The sequence below is a fragment of the Streptococcus sp. HMSC078D09 genome (assembly GCF_001813675.1).
In the GTDB taxonomy this organism is placed as follows: Bacteria; Bacillota; Bacilli; order Lactobacillales; family Streptococcaceae; genus Streptococcus.
Window position 1 is genome coordinate 422477 of the sequence record NZ_KV813675.1, and the last position, 17397, is coordinate 439873.

The window sequence follows — 17397 nt, forward strand, 5'->3', positions numbered from 1 at the left end:
AAAGGAGTTGAAAATGGATCTTTCAAATGACACTTCAGTCTCTCGTCTGAAGAGAAAATCTGCTATAATAGAGAGAGAATTTGAAAAGGGAGAATGATATGGCAGTTACTGTTCGCGATCTACAGGAAAAGCTTCGTCTATCGGTTGTTTATGGGGATGATAGCCTCTTAAGCAAGGAAATTACGACTGCGGACATTTCACGTCCAGGTCTTGAAATGACGGGCTATTTCGACTATTACACACCTGAGCGGATTCAACTTGTAGGAATGAAAGAATGGTCCTACCTGGTGAAGATGAGCTCTCACAACCGTCATCAGGTCCTGCGCAAGATGTTCCAGCCAGAGACACCTGTCATCATTGTTGCGCGGAATTTAGAAATTCCAGAAGAAATGTTGCGTGCTGCGGAAGAGAAGCAACTAGCCATTTTAAAGAGCAATGTTGCAACCAGTCGTTTATCTGGAGAGCTTTCTAGCTATTTGGATAGTCGGCTAGCAGAACGTACGAGTGTACACGGTGTCTTGATGGATATTTATGGGATGGGTGTCTTGATCCAAGGAGATAGCGGAATCGGAAAAAGCGAGACAGGTCTGGAACTTGTCAAGCGGGGTCACCGCCTTGTAGCAGATGACCGGGTCGATATCTATGCGAGAGATGAGATGACCCTTTGGGGAGAGCCAGCTGAAATCCTACGCCACTTACTAGAGATCCGTGGTGTCGGGATTATCGATGTCATGAGTCTCTACGGTGCGAGTGCTGTGAAGGATTCTTCACAAGTCCAAATCGCCGTTTACTTGGAAAATTATGCTAAGGATCAGGTTTATGATCGTCTTGGTAATAATGCAGAAGAGTTGGAAATCGGTGGCGTGACCATTCCTCGGATTCGCATCCCTGTGAAGACTGGTCGGAACATTTCGGTCGTGATCGAAGCAGCGGCGATGAATGTTCGTGCCAAAGAAATGGGCTATGATGCCACTAAAACCTTTGAAGAACGTCTGTCCCAGTTGATTAGTCAAAATGAGGTGAAGGAATGAATCCAGTAGCCCTTCAATTAGGTCCGATCAGTATTCGTTGGTACGCAATTTGTATTGTCTCTGGCTTGATTCTAGCCGTTTATCTTTCTATGAAAGAAGCACCTCGTAAGAAAATTGATCCAGATGATATCATTGATTTCATTTTGATCGCTTTTCCGCTTGCGATTGTGGGGGCTAGGCTCTATTACGTTATTTTTGAATGGGGCTACTATAGCCAGCACCTGGGTGAGATTTTTGCTATCTGGAACGGAGGAATCGCGATTTATGGTGGCCTCTTGACAGGTGCCCTTGTCCTCTACCTATTCTCTCGTAGACGCTTGATTGAGCCAATTGATTTCTTAGATATTGCGGCCCCAAGCGTCATGATTGCACAGAGTATTGGTCGCTGGGGAAACTTCTTTAACCAGGAAGCTTATGGAGCTGCTGTCAAAAGTCTTAACTACCTGCCCTCTTTTATTCGAGACCAAATGTATATAGATGGCAGTTATCGTCAGCCAACTTTCTTATATGAATCCAGTTGGAATCTGTTAGGATTTCTCTTGATCTTGATTCTTCGTAGGAAGGCCCAATTTTTGAGGCAAGGTGAGATCACAGCCTTTTACCTTATCTGGTATGGTTTTGGTCGGATGATCATCGAAGGAATGCGGACGGATAGCTTGATGTTTGCGGGCTTACGTGTTTCCCAGTGGTTATCGATGATCCTGATTTTAGTTGGACTCGCCATCATCATCTACCAACGTCGCAAAAAAGCCCCTTATTATGTAGAAGCAAAGGAGTAATATATGTTTATTGAAATTGCATACGGCCTCCTAGGCCTTGCCTTAGTAGCGCTTGTCATTTATATGATTTTTTTCCTTTCAAAGATTGGAAAAGTTGTAGATGAGACGCAAAAAACGATCCAAGTGTTGACATCAGATGTCAATGTCACCTTGCATCAGACCAATGATCTATTGGCAAAAGTCAATGTTTTAACGGATGATTTGAATCAAAAAGTGGCAACGATCGACCCCTTGTTTACAGCTGTAGCGGATCTTTCCGTGTCAGTTTCAGATTTGAATGATCAAGCGCGTCAATTGAGTGTTAAAGCTGCATCAGCTGGTGGGAAAACTGTAAAAGCCTCTATCGGATTAAAAGCGATTCAGATGGCTTCAAAATTATTTAAATAGAATCGAGGAAAAAGATGGGACGTTTATCTAGTTTATTAATTGGTGTGATTTCAGGTGCTTCAGCAGCCTACTATTTGTCAACAGAGCAAGGTAAGAAAGTTACTAAAAAAGTTGTGCGCTTTGTAAAAGACTATCAAGAAGATCCTCAAGAAGTGCATGAATCAGTTAAACAAACTGCTAAAGATGTTTCAAAACAAGCAGCAGAAGTGATCCAACAAACCAAAGAAAAAGTTGGATCTGGAGAAATTACGACAGGAACTGTTTTGGAATCTGTCAAAGAAAAAACGCAAGATGTGGTTGAAAAATCTCAAGAAGTCTATCACTCATTTAAGGATAGACTTCAAAAAGAAAATCTAAGTGGCAATGACTTGGTTCAATCCATTCGCAAACAAACAGAATCAGAAGACATCGTGCTAGACTTGGATGAAAAAGATCCTAAAGAAGCGGCTGAAGAAGAAACAAAAGAAGCATAAAAAAATGAGGCCCAGTAGGCCTCGTTTTAGATTGAGGACAAAGTCATCTAAAAAACTTTCCTTAGGTGAGTGCGGACGTCAGCGAACTTCAAAGAAGTTCTATGACTTAGTTTTGAACCTAAAGTTTCAAAACTCCCGAGTGCCTGAAACAATTATGTTTCAGGCACTTTTCTCACGGCGGAAAATTTTAGTAGATGATTGAATAATTCAAACGAATAAATTTTTTTATTTTTGTAGAATTTTTCAGATTTATAAAAAAGAACAGTTTGTCTACGCTCTCAAAATGAGGCTCTCGGAGCCTCATTTTTTTGGAAGTGAAACGATCAGTTGGTAGTTAGAAGTTATTTTTGAACTTTTATTTTTGTAAAAAAATTCGACTAAAATAAAAAAATCAGGCGAACCTGATTTTTAATTTTTTCGTTTATTGTAGTAAATTCGGAATCCTTGAATACTAGCAAAGCTAGAACCAATAGCTAAGGCAAACGCAAAGAAGGTATTCATTTTCGTTGCTAAAAAGATAAAACTAAACACAACTGTCAACACACAGAAAATAGCGATATTTAAAAAATATAGCAATTCACTTAATTGAGGCGCGGGTTCAACTTCAGGAGCGTAGTCCTGAATAGGGGTTTCTTGGGTTTGTTTAGTTAATTCGATATAATCGAATTCTTCATCATAGTGTCTTAAATTTCTTACGGGCATTTTCTCTCTCCTAACAGTACTCTATTATTCTATCATGAATTCAGCTATATAAATGTTACAAAAATGTTACAATTTTTACAAAATAAATAAATTTTTCTAGAATATCGGAATTTTTGTTATAATGGTTTTATGAAAAATATTATGATTACAGCAACAGCAGAGAGTGTTGAGCAAGCACAAGCCCTGATTGATACAGGGGTTGACCGAATCTATGTCGGTGAAAAAGATTACGGATTACGATTGCCTCAAACTTTAAGCTATGACGAAATAAATCGAATTGCCCAATTAGTCCATGCTGCTGGCAAAGAATTGACAGTGGCTGTAAATGCACTCATGCACCAATCGATGATGGATTCAATCAAGCCTTTCTTAGATTTTCTAAAGGAAATTCAGGCTGATTATATTACTGTCGGAGATGCGGGCGTTTTTTATGTCTTGAAACGAGATGGCTATCCATTCAAAACGATTTACGATGCATCAACCATGGTCACTTCTAGCCGCCAGATCAATTTCTGGGGAAAACAAGCAGGAGCTTCTGAGGCTGTTTTGGCTCGTGAGATTCCATCTGCCGAATTATTCGTAATGGCTGAGAATCTTCAGATTCCAGCAGAAGTATTGGTTTACGGTGCTAGCATTATTCACCATTCAAAACGACCTCTTCTTCAGAACTATTACAACTTCATCAAGACAGAGGACTCTGTGACCAAAGATCGCGATCTGTTTTTAGCAGAACCAGGAGATCCAAATTCTCACTATTCGGTCTACGAAGACAAACATGGAACTCATATCTTCTCAAATAATGACTTGAATATGATGACCAAATTGTCTGAGTTGGTAGAACATGGCTTTGATCATTGGAAACTCGACGGTGTCTACTGTCCGGGTGAAAACTTTGTCAAGATTACAGAGTACTTTATCAAGGCCCGTGATTTGATTCAAAAAGGAACATTTACACAGGATCAAGCCTATCTGTTTGATGAAGAAATCCGTAAATTGCATCCAGCAAATCGTGGTTTGGATACTGGTTTCTATGATTATGAACCAGATCGTGTAAAATAATAAAAAACTAGGGCTTCTTCGTTTGAGAGTTTTCCTTTTTCAGGGAACGAAGAGGCTATTCATTATATCGACAATCTTGTAAATTGGAGAAAACATGACAAATACAAAAAAACGTCCAGAGGTTTTGGTACCTGCTGGAACCTTAGAAAAACTAAAAGTTGCCGTTAATTATGGGGCAGACGCTGTGTTCGTTGGTGGACAAGCCTATGGTTTGCGGAGCCGTGCCGGAAACTTCACCATGGATGAGCTTCGTGAAGGAATTGAATACGCTCATGCACGTGGAGTTGATGTACACGTAGCCTCGAACATGGTAACACATGAAGGAAATGAACAAGGTGCTGGTGAGTGGTTCCGTGAATTGCGGGATATGGGCCTTGACGCCGTGATCGTCTCAGACCCTGCCTTGATTGAAATCTGTGCAACTTATGCACCTGGACTCAATATTCACTTGTCTACGCAAGCTTCTGCAACCAATGTGGAGACTTTCCATTTTTGGAAAGAATATGGCTTGACCCGTGTCGTCTTGGCCCGCGAGGTATCCATGGAAGAGTTGGCAGAGATTCGTAAGCGTACCGATCTTGAGATCGAAGCCTTCGTTCATGGAGCCATGTGTATTTCCTATTCCGGACGTTGTACCCTTTCTAACCACATGTCTGACCGGGATGCCAACCGTGGTGGCTGTTCTCAATCTTGCCGTTGGAAATACGACCTTTACGACATGCCATTCGGCCAAGAACGTAAGAGTATCAAAGGGCAAGTTCCAGAAGAATACTCTATGTCAGCCGTTGACATGTGTATGATCGAGAATATTCCAGACATGATTGACAATGGGGTTGATAGCTTGAAGATTGAAGGCCGAATGAAATCTGTCCATTACGTATCAACAGTTGCCAACTGTTACAAGGCTGCTTGCGATGCTTATATGGAAAGTCCAGAAGCCTTTTATGCCATTAAAGATGATTTGATCAATGAATTGTGGAAAGTCGCTCAACGTGAATTAGCAACTGGATTCTACTACCAAACACCGACTGAAAATGAACAATTGTTTGGGGCACGTCGGAAGATTCCTCAATACAAATTTGTAGGAGAAGTAGTCGACTTTGATCCATCTACCATGACCGCGACGATTCGTCAACGGAATGTGATCAATGAAGGGGACCAAGTGGAATTCTACGGACCAGGCTTCCGACATTTTGAATGCCAGATCCAAGACTTACATGATAAGGATGGAGTGAAGATTGATCGCGCACCAAATCCGATGGAACTCCTTACCATTACCGTTCCGCAGGAAGTCAAACCAGGAGATATGATCCGTTCTTGTCAAGAAGGTTTGATCAATCTCTACTCAAAAGATGGGGCAAGTAAAACTGTTCGAGTATAACAAAAAAAGAGAGGGTTAAACCTCTCCTTTTTGTTGGGCGATGCGAATATTATTGGGGACCAAACTGATTTTCTGGATCTCAGAAATCCGAATAATCGTGGACATACTCTTTTTAAAATTTTTCACGATCAGTTGTCGGCGTTCTTGGTCATACTTGACAATATCGCCTGTAAAACTCTTGTTTGAAAAAATAACATGAACCCCTTGTTTTTTTCGCAATGCTTGTTGAATGATTTCAATAATTCTCTCATCTTCTAATGGGGCAGGGGTACTGACTTTTCCATTGAAAAATTCATTTGCTCGGTCTTTAACGATCTCGAGAAATTTTTTCATAGCTAAATTCTCCATAACTTGATACAATATATTATAGATAATTTCAACGATTTTGTAAATGATTTACGAATAATAGAGATGAGAAGGCAAGAAAGGAGTCGTGAAATGGCAGAATTTTCATTCCAAATCGAAGAACATCTACTGGTCTTGTCAGAAAATGACAAGGGTTGGACCAAGGAATTGAACCGTGTAAGTTTTAACGGTGCTCCAGCTAAGTATGATATCCGGACCTGGAGTCCCGACCATACAAAGATGGGGAAAGGCATTACACTCACGAACGAAGAGTTTCAAGTTATGCTCGATGCATTTAAAAATTAAAATAAAAAAGAGGTCCTTCAAAGACTTCTTTTTTGTTATAGTCTAAGACTATATAGATGTCAAAGATATTAGATTATCCCAAACCCTTGTTTATCAAGTGTTGGACTGCTATAATGGTTGCATTGGTGAATTAATGTAAAATTTATAGGAAAGAGGAATTCATATTGACACATACACATGCACCTTATCGCATAGACCATGTTGGGTCATTCCTTCGTCCAGCAGCTTTGGTTCAAGCTCGTGAAGATTTCGCAGCTGGAAAAATCAGTCAGGCTGACTTAACAAAAGTAGAAGATCAAGCGATTCGTGACCTCGTTGAAAAAGAAATTGCTGCGGGTCTGAAGTCAGTAACAGATGGAGAATTCCGCCGTGCTTATTGGCATTTGGATTTCTTCTGGGGCTTTGGTGGCATTGATCACGTCCAAGCTGCACAAGGCTATCAATTCCATGATGAAACAACCAAGGCGGACTCAGCACTTGTCGTTGGAAAAATCACAGGAGCCAATCATCCATTTGTAGAGCATTACAAGTTCTTGCGTGATCTTGTAGCAGATGTAGATGGTGTAGAACCTAAATATACTATTCCAGCGCCTGCGCAATTCTATTTTGAATTGATCCGTGATGCAGAACATGTAGAGCAATTGAATACCATCTATCCTGATTTTGCGGCTGTTCGTGAAGACATCAAGCAAGCCTATCTTCAAGTGATTCAAGATTTGTATGATGCAGGACTTCGGACACTTCAGGTAGATGATTGTACGTGGGGTGTCTTGGTAGACGATCATTTCTTGACGGCTTGGGGAGCAGCTCAAGGCAAGTCAAAAGATGAGGTTCGCCGGGAACTCGCTGATCTCTTCTTGACCTTTAACAACGATGTCTACCAACATATTCCAGCTGGTTTGACCGTCAATACACACGTTTGTCGTGGGAACTTCCATTCCACCTGGGCTTCATCAGGTGGCTATGCACCGATTGCCAAAGAACTCCTTGGAGAAGAAGCGGTCAATGCGTACTTCCTTGAGTTTGACACCGATCGTGCTGGTGGTTTTGAACCACTTGCAGAAGTGACCCCTGGAAAAGGAGTGGTGTTAGGCCTCTTGACATCTAAGAGTGGTCAATTGGAGAACAAGGATGAAGTCATCGCTCGTATTAAAGAAGCGAGTCAGTATGTACCGTTGGAAAATCTTTACCTGTCTACTCAGTGTGGATTTGCTTCAACAGAAGAAGGAAACATTTTGACAGAAGAAGACCAATGGAAAAAAATCGGTTTGATTAAAGAAATTGTCGCTGAAGTTTGGGGCGAATAAGGAGGAAGAAACATGTCAGATTTACTAAGTATTTATAAAGAATTGCAAGCTAAAAAATGGGTGGATTTGAGTCATCAGATCAATGCGGAAAGTCCACACTTCCCAGCCCTTCCTGCTTTACAACAAGAAGATCTCTTCACACTAAAAGATGGTTTCCATGTTCAAAAATTTACAGTGGTTGGTCAATACGGTACGCATATCGATGCACCAATTCACTTTGTAGAAGGTGGTCGTTGGTTAGATGAGATTGCCCTTAAAGATCTCCTCTTGCCACTCTATGTTATCGACAAGTCTAAAGAAGTTGCAGCCAATCCAAACTTTATCTTGAGCAAACAAGATATCTTAGACTTTGAAGCAGAGCATGGACAAATTGCAGAGGGTGCTTTTGTGGCCTTCCGTAGTGATTGGTCAAAACGTTGGCCGGATCAAGATGCTATGCGCAACCTTGATGAAAATGGGGTTCAACAAAGTCCAGGATGGAGCCGTGAAGCTCTGGAATTCTTGATTCATGAACGTCATGTCAAAGCAGTGGGTCATGAAACCTTTGATACCGATGCAGGTATTCCAGTAGCAGAGCATGGCTTGGTCAATGAATACTACCTCTTGGAACAAAACATCTACCAAGTTGAAGTCTTGAACCAATTGGATCAAGTCCCAGCTGTAGGTGCCTTAATTTCGATTGCTTTCCCTCATTGGGACAAGGCAACCGGTTCACCGGTTCGTGCCATTGCCATCTTACCATAAGAAAAAAGCTTGAAGTACAAAGACTTCAAGCTTATTTTTTATCTCATGGTCACAAATTCTTCGGATCCAGTTGGGTGAATGGCGACAGTTGCATCGAAATCGGCTTTTGTCGCTCCCATCTTGATAGCAACTGCAAATCCTTGGATCATTTCATCCACTCCGTAGCCAAGACCGTGAAGGCCAACGACTCTTTCTTCTGGTCCTGCAGTGATGAGTTTAAATTTTGCTTGCTGGCGGTGTTGGGTAACAGCGGTGTACATAGAAGCAAATTGAGAAGTATAGACTTTGATATTCTCTTTTCCATAAGTTTGCTGGGCTTCTTCCTCTGTTAAGCCAACGGTACCGATAGCAGGGTGAGAAAAGACAACGGTCGGGATACTAGTATAATCCATTTTGGCATTGACTTTTCCATTGAATAGTCGTTCAGAAAGAGTGCGTCCAGCTTTAATAGCGACAGGTGTTAATTCTTTTTCTCCTGTGACATCGCCAAGGGCATAGATTCCTGGAATAACTGTATTCTGGTATTTGTCCACTGCAATGAATCCTTTTTCATTTAAGGTGACACCTGCAGCTTCCAAATTGAGATCCTGGACGTTTGGTTTGCGCCCGGTTGCCCAGATGACATGTTCTGCCACGTGGCTGGTCATATCTTCAAAATATATCTTCACACGACCGTCTGCTAATTTTTCAAGCTTCATGGGAACCTTATGTTTGTGAAGTGGAAGGTTTTGTTTTTCCATTTCTTCCATTAAGCCATCGGTAATATAGGAATCAAAACTACGTAAAACCCGATCTTTTCGGATGAAGAGGTCTGTTTGAACGCCTAAATGGTGGAGCACACCGGCTAGTTCCACCGCGATGTAGCCTGCCCCAATAATGGCAACAGATGTAGGGAGTTCTTCCCAAGCAAAGACATCATCAGAAGTTTCGCCGAATTCTGCTCCAGGAACAGAAGGGATGAAAGGATGGGCACCGGTCGCAATCACGATATGCTTGGCCTTAATGGTTTCTCCATCTACCTCAACTGTATGAGCATCCACAAAACGAGCACGACCTTCAATCAATTCGACTCCATTGCGTTTAAAACTACCATCATAAGAATTCCGAGAACGATCTATATAGGCTTCGCGATTTTTTCTTAAGGTTGCAAAATCAAATCTTGTTTGTTCAGAAGTAAAACCATAGTCTGGTCCATAATCGCGAATAGCTTCTGCAATTTGTGCACCATACCACATAATCTTTTTAGGCACACATCCTCTGTTGACACAGGTGCCCCCCAATTGTTTTTCTTCAATGACGGCAGCGCGTGCTCCATGTTCTCCAGCTCGGTTCATGGTAGCGATTCCTCCACTGCCTCCACCGATTGAAATAATATCAAATTCTTTCATGTTTTCCTCCTAAATGGGATTTCAGATTGATTGTAATATCAATTGTTACAAAAGTCAAGAGTTTAGCATGTTCCCAAGCATTTAAATTTCATTTTGCTGTGTCAATTTTAGATAGAAAAGTAAGGAAATATGGTATACTATGGTATAGAATAAAACGCTTTCGTTGATGGAGAAAAACGATGAAGAAATTGAAAAAATGGCAACTATTTACAGCCGCAGGTGCGGCAATTGTGGTGATTGGAACAGGAAGTGTGATGATGTTTTCGCACCCAAGTACTCCTGATCAGGCAATCACGAAAGAAACTCCAATGGTGCAAACGGTCAAGGATGGATCGATCGCTTCTTCAGTCTTGTTAACTGGGAAAGTCACTGCCAACCAAGAACAGTATGTCTATTTTGATGGAACCAAAGGGGATTTGCAGTCGATTTTGGTCAATGTCGGAGATCAAGTGACGGCCGGTCAGCCAATCGTTCAATATAGCAGTACAGAGGCCCAAACCGCTTATGATGCAGCCGTTCGTGCTGTCAATAAGGCAGACCGTCAGTTAAATGATCTACTGACAAATGGTGTGACCATTGATACGACAGGAGATGAAGAGGCAGATGCCAAGTCAGCTTCACAGACCCAACGGACTGTCGATTCTCAAGCTAGCGATTTACGAGATGCCAAGTCTGATGCAGTCGATAATATGAACAAGGCTAAGGCTCTTCTGGATGCGACAACTGTCAAGAGTAATACAGATGGTACTGTGGTCGAAGTTAATAAAGATGTTTCAAAATCGACTACAGGGACCAACCAAACTCTGGTTCACATTGTGAGTAACGGAAATTTACAAGTCAAAGGGGAATTATCTGAATACAATTTGGCCAATATCTCTGAAGGTCAGGAAGTGGTTCTCACTTCCAAAGTTTATCCGGATAAAACCTGGACAGGAAAGATTTCTTATGTAGCGAATTATCCGACTGACGCGGCTCAAGCAGGTGCCAATGCAGCAGGTGGAACACAAGGAAGTGGTGGAGCCAAGTACCCATTCACAGTAGATATTACTAGTGACATTGGGGAACTCAAACAAGGCTTTTCTGTCAATATTGAAGTCAAAAGTTCTACCCAACATCCCCTTGTTCCCGTGACCAGTGTCATGGCTGATGGGGATACGAGCTATGTATGGACGGTCGAAAATGGTAAGGCTAAGAAAGTAAAAGTGACGCTTGGTAACGCCGATGCAGAAAACCAGGAAATCTTGTCAGGCTTGAAGAAAGATGCCCAAGTTATTGTGAATCCTAATGAGAAACTGGAAGATGGAAAAGAGATCGGAAAATATGACAAAATTGATTGAACTAAAAGGAATCAATAAAACCTATAGAAATGGAGACCAGGAACTTCGTGTCTTAAAAGACATCGATTTAGAAGTCGAAGAGGGAGAGTTTGTGGCCATTATGGGCCCGTCTGGTTCAGGAAAATCAACCTTGATGAACGTCATTGGCCTGTTGGATCGCCCGACCAGTGGAGAGTATTTTCTAGAAGGTCAGGAGGTTGGAAATCTCAGTGAGAAAAAATTAGCGCGTGTTCGAAATGAACAGATTGGTTTTGTCTTTCAACAATTCTTTCTTCTCTCCAAGCTCAATGCCTTTCAAAATGTAGAACTCCCTCTCATTTATGCAGGGGTTCATCCTGCTAAAAGAAAGGAATTAGCTGAGCAATATCTTGAAAAGGTAGAGCTTCATTCTCGCATGCACCATTTGCCTTCGGAACTCTCTGGAGGTCAAAAACAGCGGGTGGCAATTGCCCGAGCACTGGTTAATCAGCCCGCCATCGTCTTAGCAGATGAACCAACCGGTGCACTAGATACAAAGACGGGAGAGCAAATAATGGATTTGCTAACCAAGTTAAACCAAGAAGGAAAAACCATTATCATGGTTACACACGAGCCAGAAATTGCAGCCTTTGCGCATCGTCGCATCGTCATTCGTGATGGAGTGATCTCCTCAGATAGCAAGCTGGAAAGGGGGACCTAATGCAAAATTGGAAATTTGCGATCAGCTCGATTATGAGTCATAAATTACGGTCTTTCTTGACCATGGTAGGGATCATTATTGGGGTTGCTTCTGTCGTTGTCATCATGGCTCTGGGAGATGGTATGAAAGCTGGTGTCACCAAGACTTTTACCAAGGACCAAGAGTATGTACAAATCTCTTATTCTCCCAACAAGAGTGGCTATGTGACAGGAATCAATATTGGCCCTTCTGAAGATACAGGTGAGGGTGGAGGCGAAAGTGGCCCTGCAGCTGAAGATCGAGGGATGGCTGCTCCATCGGATATTGATGGGGAAAATGCTGAAGATATTGATGGTCAAGTCCAAGAAGCACCACCAGTTGTGCAAGAATCTTGGGTTAAGGAATTAACCAAGATTCAAGGCATCGATGGTTACTATGTTAGCAATACCTCCAATGCAACCATTGCTTTTCAAAAGAAAAAAGCAGACGGAGTGAACATCCAAGGAGTAAATGAGACCTATTTTTCTGTCAAAAAGGTTGAGCTTTTATCTGGACGAAAATTAACTCCTTCAGACTATAGTAATTTTTCACGGGTTGTGCTCCTTGATGAAGGATTGGCTCAACAATTATTTGGATCTGAGAATCCGCTGAATCAGGTGGTCTCTGTTGGAGACAATAATTATCGGGTTGTTGGTGTGTTTAAAGATCCAAATGCAGGGACAGCCCTCTATGGAGCTTCTTCAGGTGGAAGTGCCTTGATGGCCAATACCCAACTGGCTTCTGAATTCGGAACGGATGAAATTCAAAATATTGTCGTCTATGTACCGGATGTGAAGCAAATCAAAACCGTTGGGATCGAAGCTGCTCAAAAGCTAACAGAGCTATCAGGTGTTCGCCAAGGGGAATTCCAAATCTTTAATTTGGATAGCATCCTAGAGGAAACCAACAAAGTAGTAGGAATTATGACGACAGTGATCGGTGCCATTGCAGGGATTTCTCTCTTAGTTGGTGGGATTGGAGTCATGAATATCATGTTGGTTTCTGTCACTGAGCGGACGAGAGAAATTGGCCTTCGCAAAGCATTGGGTGCAACTCGGGGTAAGATTCTGGTTCAATTTTTGATTGAGTCTATGGTCTTAACCATCATTGGTGGGCTAATTGGACTTGGCCTTGCTTATGGTGTGAATAGCTTGATTACTACACTCGCAGTAGCCTCCCTAGAAGGACCACCGATTATTTCCTTAAATGTCGCTATCGGCAGTATTATTTTCTCTGCTTTTGTAGGCATTATCTTTGGAATTTTACCAGCGAATAAGGCTTCTAAGTTAAATCCGATCGAAGCCCTTCGTTATGAATAAAAAATAGGAGCGAGTCAGGATGAATGGTTCAAGATTCTCCACGCTCCTTTTTGATGCTGTTGTGGAATAGCTTGTCGAAACCTTTTCAATCATCTCGTCTTATACAGGTCAAACTATTTGGACAGTCAACGACGGTCTTCAGATGTTTTTGAGTATTCATTCAAGAAGCTGCATTTTTTCTTCCATCTTATTTTTGTTTAATTGGCAAATATTAGTGAATTTCTGGTCTAAATATGATAGAATAGGGAAGAATAACTTAGGAGGTTCCAAATGACTACTGAACATATGGAAGAATTAAATGACCAGCAGATTGTCCGTCGTGAGAAAATGGCGGCCCTTCGTGAACAAGGAATCGATCCATTTGGGAAGCGATTCGAACGTACTGCAAATTCAGGTCAATTAAAAGAAAAATATTCAGAATTAGATAAAGAACAACTCCACGACTTGAACGAAACAGCTATTATTGCAGGTCGTCTTGTTACCAAACGTGGAAAAGGAAAGGTTGGCTTTGCCCATCTTCAAGACCGAGAAGGTCAAATTCAGATCTACGTTCGTAAGGATGCTGTTGGAGAAGAAAACTACGAGATCTTCAAAAAAGCAGACCTCGGTGATTTCCTTGGAGTTGAAGGGGAAATCATGCGCACAGACATGGGTGAACTTTCGATTAAAGCAACTCATATCACTCACTTGTCAAAAGCCCTTCGTCCTTTGCCTGAAAAATTCCACGGACTTTCAGACGTTGAAACCATCTATCGCAAACGTTATTTGGATTTGATTTCAAACCGTGAAAGCTTCGAACGCTTTGTAACCCGTTCAAAAATCATCTCTGAAATCCGTCGTTATTTAGACGGTCAGGGATTCCTTGAAGTGGAAACACCAGTGCTTCACAATGAAGCTGGGGGTGCGGCTGCCAAACCATTTATCACTCACCACAATGCGCAAAACATTGACATGGTGCTTCGTATCGCGACGGAGCTTCACTTGAAACGTTTGATTGTTGGTGGGATGGAACGCGTATACGAAATCGGACGGATCTTCCGTAACGAAGGAATGGATGCCACTCACAACCCTGAATTCACTTCGATCGAAGTGTATCAAGCTTACGCTGACTTCCATGATATCATGGACTTAACAGAAGGCATTATCCAACATGCTGCGAAAGCGGTCCATGGTGATGGTCCAATTGACTACCAAGGAACAGAGATCAAAATCAATGAACCATTCAAACGGGTTCACATGGTTGATGCAATCAAAGAAATCACAGGCGTTGACTTCTGGCAAGACATGACCTTTGAAGAAGCTGTAGCACTTGCAAACGAAAAACATGTACCAGTTGAAAAACACTACACAGAAGTGGGACAAATTATCAATGCCTTCTTCGAAGAATTCGTTGAAGAAACCTTGACACAACCAACTTTTGTTTACGGTCACCCAGTAGCAGTGTCACCTTTGGCTAAGAAAAATCCAGAAGACCCACGCTTCACTGACCGTTTCGAACTTTTCATCATGACCAAAGAGTATGCGAATGCCTTTACGGAATTGAATGATCCGATCGATCAATTGCAACGGTTCGAAGCGCAAGCGCGTGCTAAAGAATTGGGAGATGATGAAGCTACAGGCATCGACTATGACTATGTTGAAGCCCTCGAATATGGTATGCCACCAACAGGTGGACTTGGAATTGGTATTGACCGTCTCGTTATGTTGTTGACAAATGTAACAACAATTCGCGACGTCCTTCTCTTCCCAACTATGAAATAAGCTAAAAGAAAACACTGATCGCAAGATCAGTGTTTTTTAGTCTTCCATATAAGAAGTGTCGTTCCAAGTGTCTAAGTGATAGTGCTCAAAATCATCTGTTGTCAAAATCGTCACGCTGGCATTGTCTAGTCCGCCATTTTTGCGGAGTTCTCCAGTTTCATAACCAAGCAAGGTTCGAATAGAAGCTGTCAAATTAGCTCCGTGTCCAACGATGAGAACAGTATCGAGCTCTTTTCCTTTCAGGCTTTTTACAAAATCACAGGTACGTTTAGTCGTTTCATAGACAGATTCTGCATCAAAGATTTCATTTTGAAAGCGAGCGAGGTTATGGCGAAATGCATCCATTTGTTGGGGATAGATAGCTGAAATGGTAGAAATTTTAGCCCCTTCCAGTTTTCCCAAATTCCACTCACGTAGAGCAGGCGTTGCTTGCAATTCTAGAGGTGTCTCCAATTGATCGAGGATGATCTGTGCGGTATGGACTGTTCGTGGCAGATCACTTGCAAATACTGCATCAAAAGGAACGGTAGCCAGGTGCTTTCCTAATTTTTCAAGCTGATGAATGGAGGCTGGTAACAACGGAGAATCGCCGTTTGATCCCTGAAAACGTCCCTCTTCATTCCATTCTGTCCGTCCGTGTCGAATAAAATATAGTTTCACAATCTTGGCTCCTTCTCTGTCTTTATTCCAAAATATCTGCAAAAGTCGCTTTAACGAAGTCTGCTAGAAGTTGTGGTTTGATTTGAATACTATGGCCGATTTCCCCAGCAGATACGATCATGGTTTCTAACTGAAGGGCAGATTCATCGATAAAGATAGGAAAAGGATGCTTTTGACGAATGCCTACCGGATTATTGGCACCATGAATATAACCTGTTGTTTTTTCGAGATCCTTTTGAGGAATCATTGCCACTTTCTTATTTCCCGATAATTTGGCCAATTTTTTCTCTGAAAGATGCTCCGTGATAGGAATGATCCCAATCACGGGACCCGTTTTATCTCCTTTGAGAGCTAGGGTTTTGAAAATAGTAGAGCGATCAATACCTTCTGGTAAGATCCCTTCTAAAGCGTTGATTTGTAAGCCTATGTGCTCAATTTTTGCTTTTGTCAAGATCTGTTCGACCAAGGTTTTTTTTACTTTATTTTTTTTTGCCATGGCTTTCTCCTTTTCTCTTTTTCTCTACAAAATCAGATTTCATTAGACCATTATAACATATAATAGCGGTGATATTGCTTTCTCCTTTAAAAATAGAAAACAGCAGAAAAAGTGAAGATCACTTGATCTGCTGTTTTAAGGCTATGAGGAAGAGCCATCTTTTTGTACCTTGAAAAGTTTCCGATAAATCGCTTCTTGGTCTTGCGTCGGAGCAATTTGGTTGAGATCCAAGTAGTGTGAGAATCCATTTAATTGCCCTTGAGAGGTATATTGATGCAAGTCATATTCCGTATTGGTATCTGGCGCAGCATTATAATAGCCATCATCAAATCCATATGTTGGAATCCAAAGAGCAGTAAATTTATCAGTGGAGATACTGTGTTCTTCCATGAAGTAGGTTCCGATATAGATTCCAATATTTTTTGCACCAAGAGCTTGTAGTTTTGCTCGGAAGGCTTCAACACCTGCATTCATATCCTTCATAGTTTTTTCCTCAACGTCTAACCAATAGTAGGTCGGCTTGTAAGGAGAAGCAGCCTTGTAAAATTCTTCTGCTTCTTTTTCCATTTCTTTTTTATCCTTAGCAGCGACATAAGCATAGACTGCGACAGGGATATTTTGTTTTTGGAATTCTTGGATATGGGTTTTAAAAGATTTATCCAGACCATTTAAGTAGGTTGCTGCATTTTCCTTTTTAGCTTGGGCTCCACTATGAACGCGAACAATCACACCTCCCACATTTTGGGAGAGGACATCGTAATCAATTTCGCTTGGTAATTGCCAGCCCGAGATATCAATGATGGGACGGCCAACCAGTTCTGGATTGATGTCTTCTTCTTTTTTTGAAGAAGAGCTTGCAGTAGTTGTTTTTCGAGGTGTATTGGAGTTCGGAATGGTTTTGGTTGTTTCTTGTCGCTCTCTTGCTTGCAGATCGGCAATCGTTCGTGAAAGAACGAGAAAAGAAATGATACCGATAAAAAAGACCAAGAGAACAGCGGGTTTTATCCTTTTTCTCATACAGAAACATTTTACCGTAAAAAAAACGAAAAGGCAAAACTTAATGCTTAAAAGATGCTGATTTCAGCCATTATTTTTTAAAAAAAAGGAATATTTTCATCGAAAAAGGATAAAAATATATGAAAATAAGAAGAATCAATAGAATATTACTTAAAAATAGAGAAGAAGCCGAATCTTTTCTGGCCTTTCCTTGGTTTTGCTTCTTAAA

At 41.5% G+C, this 17397-nt stretch carries 19 protein-coding genes; 13 read left to right on the top strand and 6 right to left on the bottom strand.

Features of this window, described 5'->3' with window-relative positions:
* Positions 1-98: 98 nt before the first annotated feature.
* From hprK to HMPREF2926_RS07330, 4 genes are read left to right on the top strand one after another with little or no spacing between them, the layout of a single operon-like run.
* The gene (hprK, locus tag HMPREF2926_RS07315) at positions 99-1031 is read left to right on the top strand and encodes an HPr(Ser) kinase/phosphatase (protein WP_023918696.1); all 933 of its coding nucleotides are present in this window, start codon (positions 99-101) and stop codon (positions 1029-1031) included.
* Positions 1028-1810 carry a prolipoprotein diacylglyceryl transferase gene (gene lgt, locus HMPREF2926_RS07320; protein ID WP_070587114.1) on the top strand — a complete coding sequence of 261 codons (783 nt, stop codon included), beginning with the start codon at positions 1028-1030 and terminating at the stop codon, positions 1808-1810. Before hprK ends, lgt begins: the two co-directional genes overlap by 4 nt.
* Positions 1811-1813: 3 nt before the next feature.
* A complete protein-coding gene (locus HMPREF2926_RS07325; RefSeq protein ID WP_070587115.1) occupies positions 1814-2197 on the top strand; it encodes a DUF948 domain-containing protein in 384 nt (127 codons plus the stop codon).
* Positions 2198-2211: 14 nt separating this feature from the next.
* Entirely contained in the window at positions 2212-2670 is a 459-nt protein-coding gene (locus HMPREF2926_RS07330) for a YtxH domain-containing protein (protein WP_070587116.1), read from the top strand.
* A 408-nt stretch (positions 2671-3078) separates the two neighbouring features.
* Here HMPREF2926_RS07330 and HMPREF2926_RS07335 read toward each other — a convergent pair whose 3' ends face one another.
* On the bottom strand, positions 3079-3372 hold the full coding sequence (locus tag HMPREF2926_RS07335; protein ID WP_070587118.1) for a DUF3270 family protein: 294 nt from the start codon (positions 3370-3372) through the stop codon (positions 3079-3081).
* A 129-nt stretch (positions 3373-3501) separates the two neighbouring features.
* On the opposite strand from HMPREF2926_RS07335, the gene HMPREF2926_RS07340 reads away from it, so the two are divergent.
* Together HMPREF2926_RS07340 and HMPREF2926_RS07345 are read left to right on the top strand one after the other, a co-directional pair.
* On the top strand, positions 3502-4431 hold the full coding sequence (locus tag HMPREF2926_RS07340; RefSeq protein ID WP_070587119.1) for a peptidase U32 family protein: 930 nt from the start codon (positions 3502-3504) through the stop codon (positions 4429-4431).
* A 94-nt stretch (positions 4432-4525) separates the two neighbouring features.
* Entirely contained in the window at positions 4526-5812 is a 1287-nt protein-coding gene (locus tag HMPREF2926_RS07345) for a peptidase U32 family protein (RefSeq protein ID WP_003002878.1), read from the top strand.
* A 15-nt stretch (positions 5813-5827) separates the two neighbouring features.
* On the opposite strand, the gene HMPREF2926_RS07350 is transcribed toward HMPREF2926_RS07345, so the two are convergent.
* A complete protein-coding gene (locus HMPREF2926_RS07350; protein WP_013903885.1) occupies positions 5828-6160 on the bottom strand; it encodes a hypothetical protein in 333 nt (110 codons plus the stop codon).
* A 90-nt stretch (positions 6161-6250) separates the two neighbouring features.
* On the opposite strand from HMPREF2926_RS07350, the gene HMPREF2926_RS07355 reads away from it, so the two are divergent.
* The 3 genes from HMPREF2926_RS07355 (at position 6251) to HMPREF2926_RS07365 (ending at position 8514) form a co-directional block, all read left to right on the top strand.
* A complete protein-coding gene (locus tag HMPREF2926_RS07355) occupies positions 6251-6463 on the top strand; it encodes a YdbC family protein (protein ID WP_003002541.1) in 213 nt (70 codons plus the stop codon).
* A gap of 164 nt (positions 6464-6627) precedes the next feature.
* Positions 6628-7770 carry a 5-methyltetrahydropteroyltriglutamate--homocysteine S-methyltransferase gene (locus HMPREF2926_RS07360; protein ID WP_070587121.1) on the top strand — a complete coding sequence of 381 codons (1143 nt, stop codon included), beginning with the start codon at positions 6628-6630 and terminating at the stop codon, positions 7768-7770.
* 12 nt (positions 7771-7782) lie between these two features.
* Positions 7783-8514 (top strand): cyclase family protein, encoded by a 732-nt coding sequence (locus HMPREF2926_RS07365; protein ID WP_070587123.1) that lies wholly within the window; start codon positions 7783-7785, stop codon positions 8512-8514.
* Between the two features lie 38 nt (positions 8515-8552).
* Here HMPREF2926_RS07365 and gorA read toward each other — a convergent pair whose 3' ends face one another.
* Positions 8553-9902, bottom strand: coding sequence for a glutathione-disulfide reductase (gene gorA / locus HMPREF2926_RS07370; RefSeq protein WP_070587124.1), 1350 nt, complete (start codon positions 9900-9902; stop codon positions 8553-8555).
* A 179-nt stretch (positions 9903-10081) separates the two neighbouring features.
* Between gorA and HMPREF2926_RS07375 the strand changes: the two genes are divergently transcribed.
* The 4 genes from HMPREF2926_RS07375 to lysS all read left to right on the top strand — a co-directional run bounded on the left by HMPREF2926_RS07375 (position 10082) and on the right by lysS (position 15016).
* The gene (locus HMPREF2926_RS07375; protein WP_070587126.1) at positions 10082-11239 is read left to right on the top strand and encodes an efflux RND transporter periplasmic adaptor subunit; all 1158 of its coding nucleotides are present in this window, start codon (positions 10082-10084) and stop codon (positions 11237-11239) included.
* Positions 11223-11918, top strand: coding sequence for an ABC transporter ATP-binding protein (locus HMPREF2926_RS07380; protein WP_070587127.1), 696 nt, complete (start codon positions 11223-11225; stop codon positions 11916-11918). Before HMPREF2926_RS07375 ends, HMPREF2926_RS07380 begins: the two co-directional genes overlap by 17 nt.
* Positions 11918-13255, top strand: a complete 1338-nt coding sequence (locus tag HMPREF2926_RS07385) for an ABC transporter permease (RefSeq protein ID WP_049488870.1) — start codon at positions 11918-11920, stop codon at positions 13253-13255. Before HMPREF2926_RS07380 ends, HMPREF2926_RS07385 begins: the two co-directional genes overlap by 1 nt.
* Positions 13256-13525: 270 nt before the next feature.
* The gene (lysS, locus tag HMPREF2926_RS07390) at positions 13526-15016 is read left to right on the top strand and encodes a lysine--tRNA ligase (RefSeq protein ID WP_003016025.1); all 1491 of its coding nucleotides are present in this window, start codon (positions 13526-13528) and stop codon (positions 15014-15016) included.
* A gap of 36 nt (positions 15017-15052) precedes the next feature.
* Here the strand turns inward: lysS and HMPREF2926_RS07395 are convergent, their stop codons facing one another.
* The 3 genes from HMPREF2926_RS07395 to HMPREF2926_RS07405 form a co-directional block, all read right to left on the bottom strand.
* Positions 15053-15676, bottom strand: coding sequence for a histidine phosphatase family protein (locus HMPREF2926_RS07395; RefSeq protein ID WP_041818318.1), 624 nt, complete (start codon positions 15674-15676; stop codon positions 15053-15055).
* Positions 15677-15698: 22 nt separating this feature from the next.
* Entirely contained in the window at positions 15699-16172 is a 474-nt protein-coding gene (locus HMPREF2926_RS07400; protein ID WP_049488869.1) for an aminoacyl-tRNA deacylase, read from the bottom strand.
* A 141-nt stretch (positions 16173-16313) separates the two neighbouring features.
* Entirely contained in the window at positions 16314-17189 is an 876-nt protein-coding gene (locus HMPREF2926_RS07405; RefSeq protein ID WP_070587128.1) for a GH25 family lysozyme, read from the bottom strand.
* Between the last annotated feature and the right edge of the window lie 208 nt (positions 17190-17397).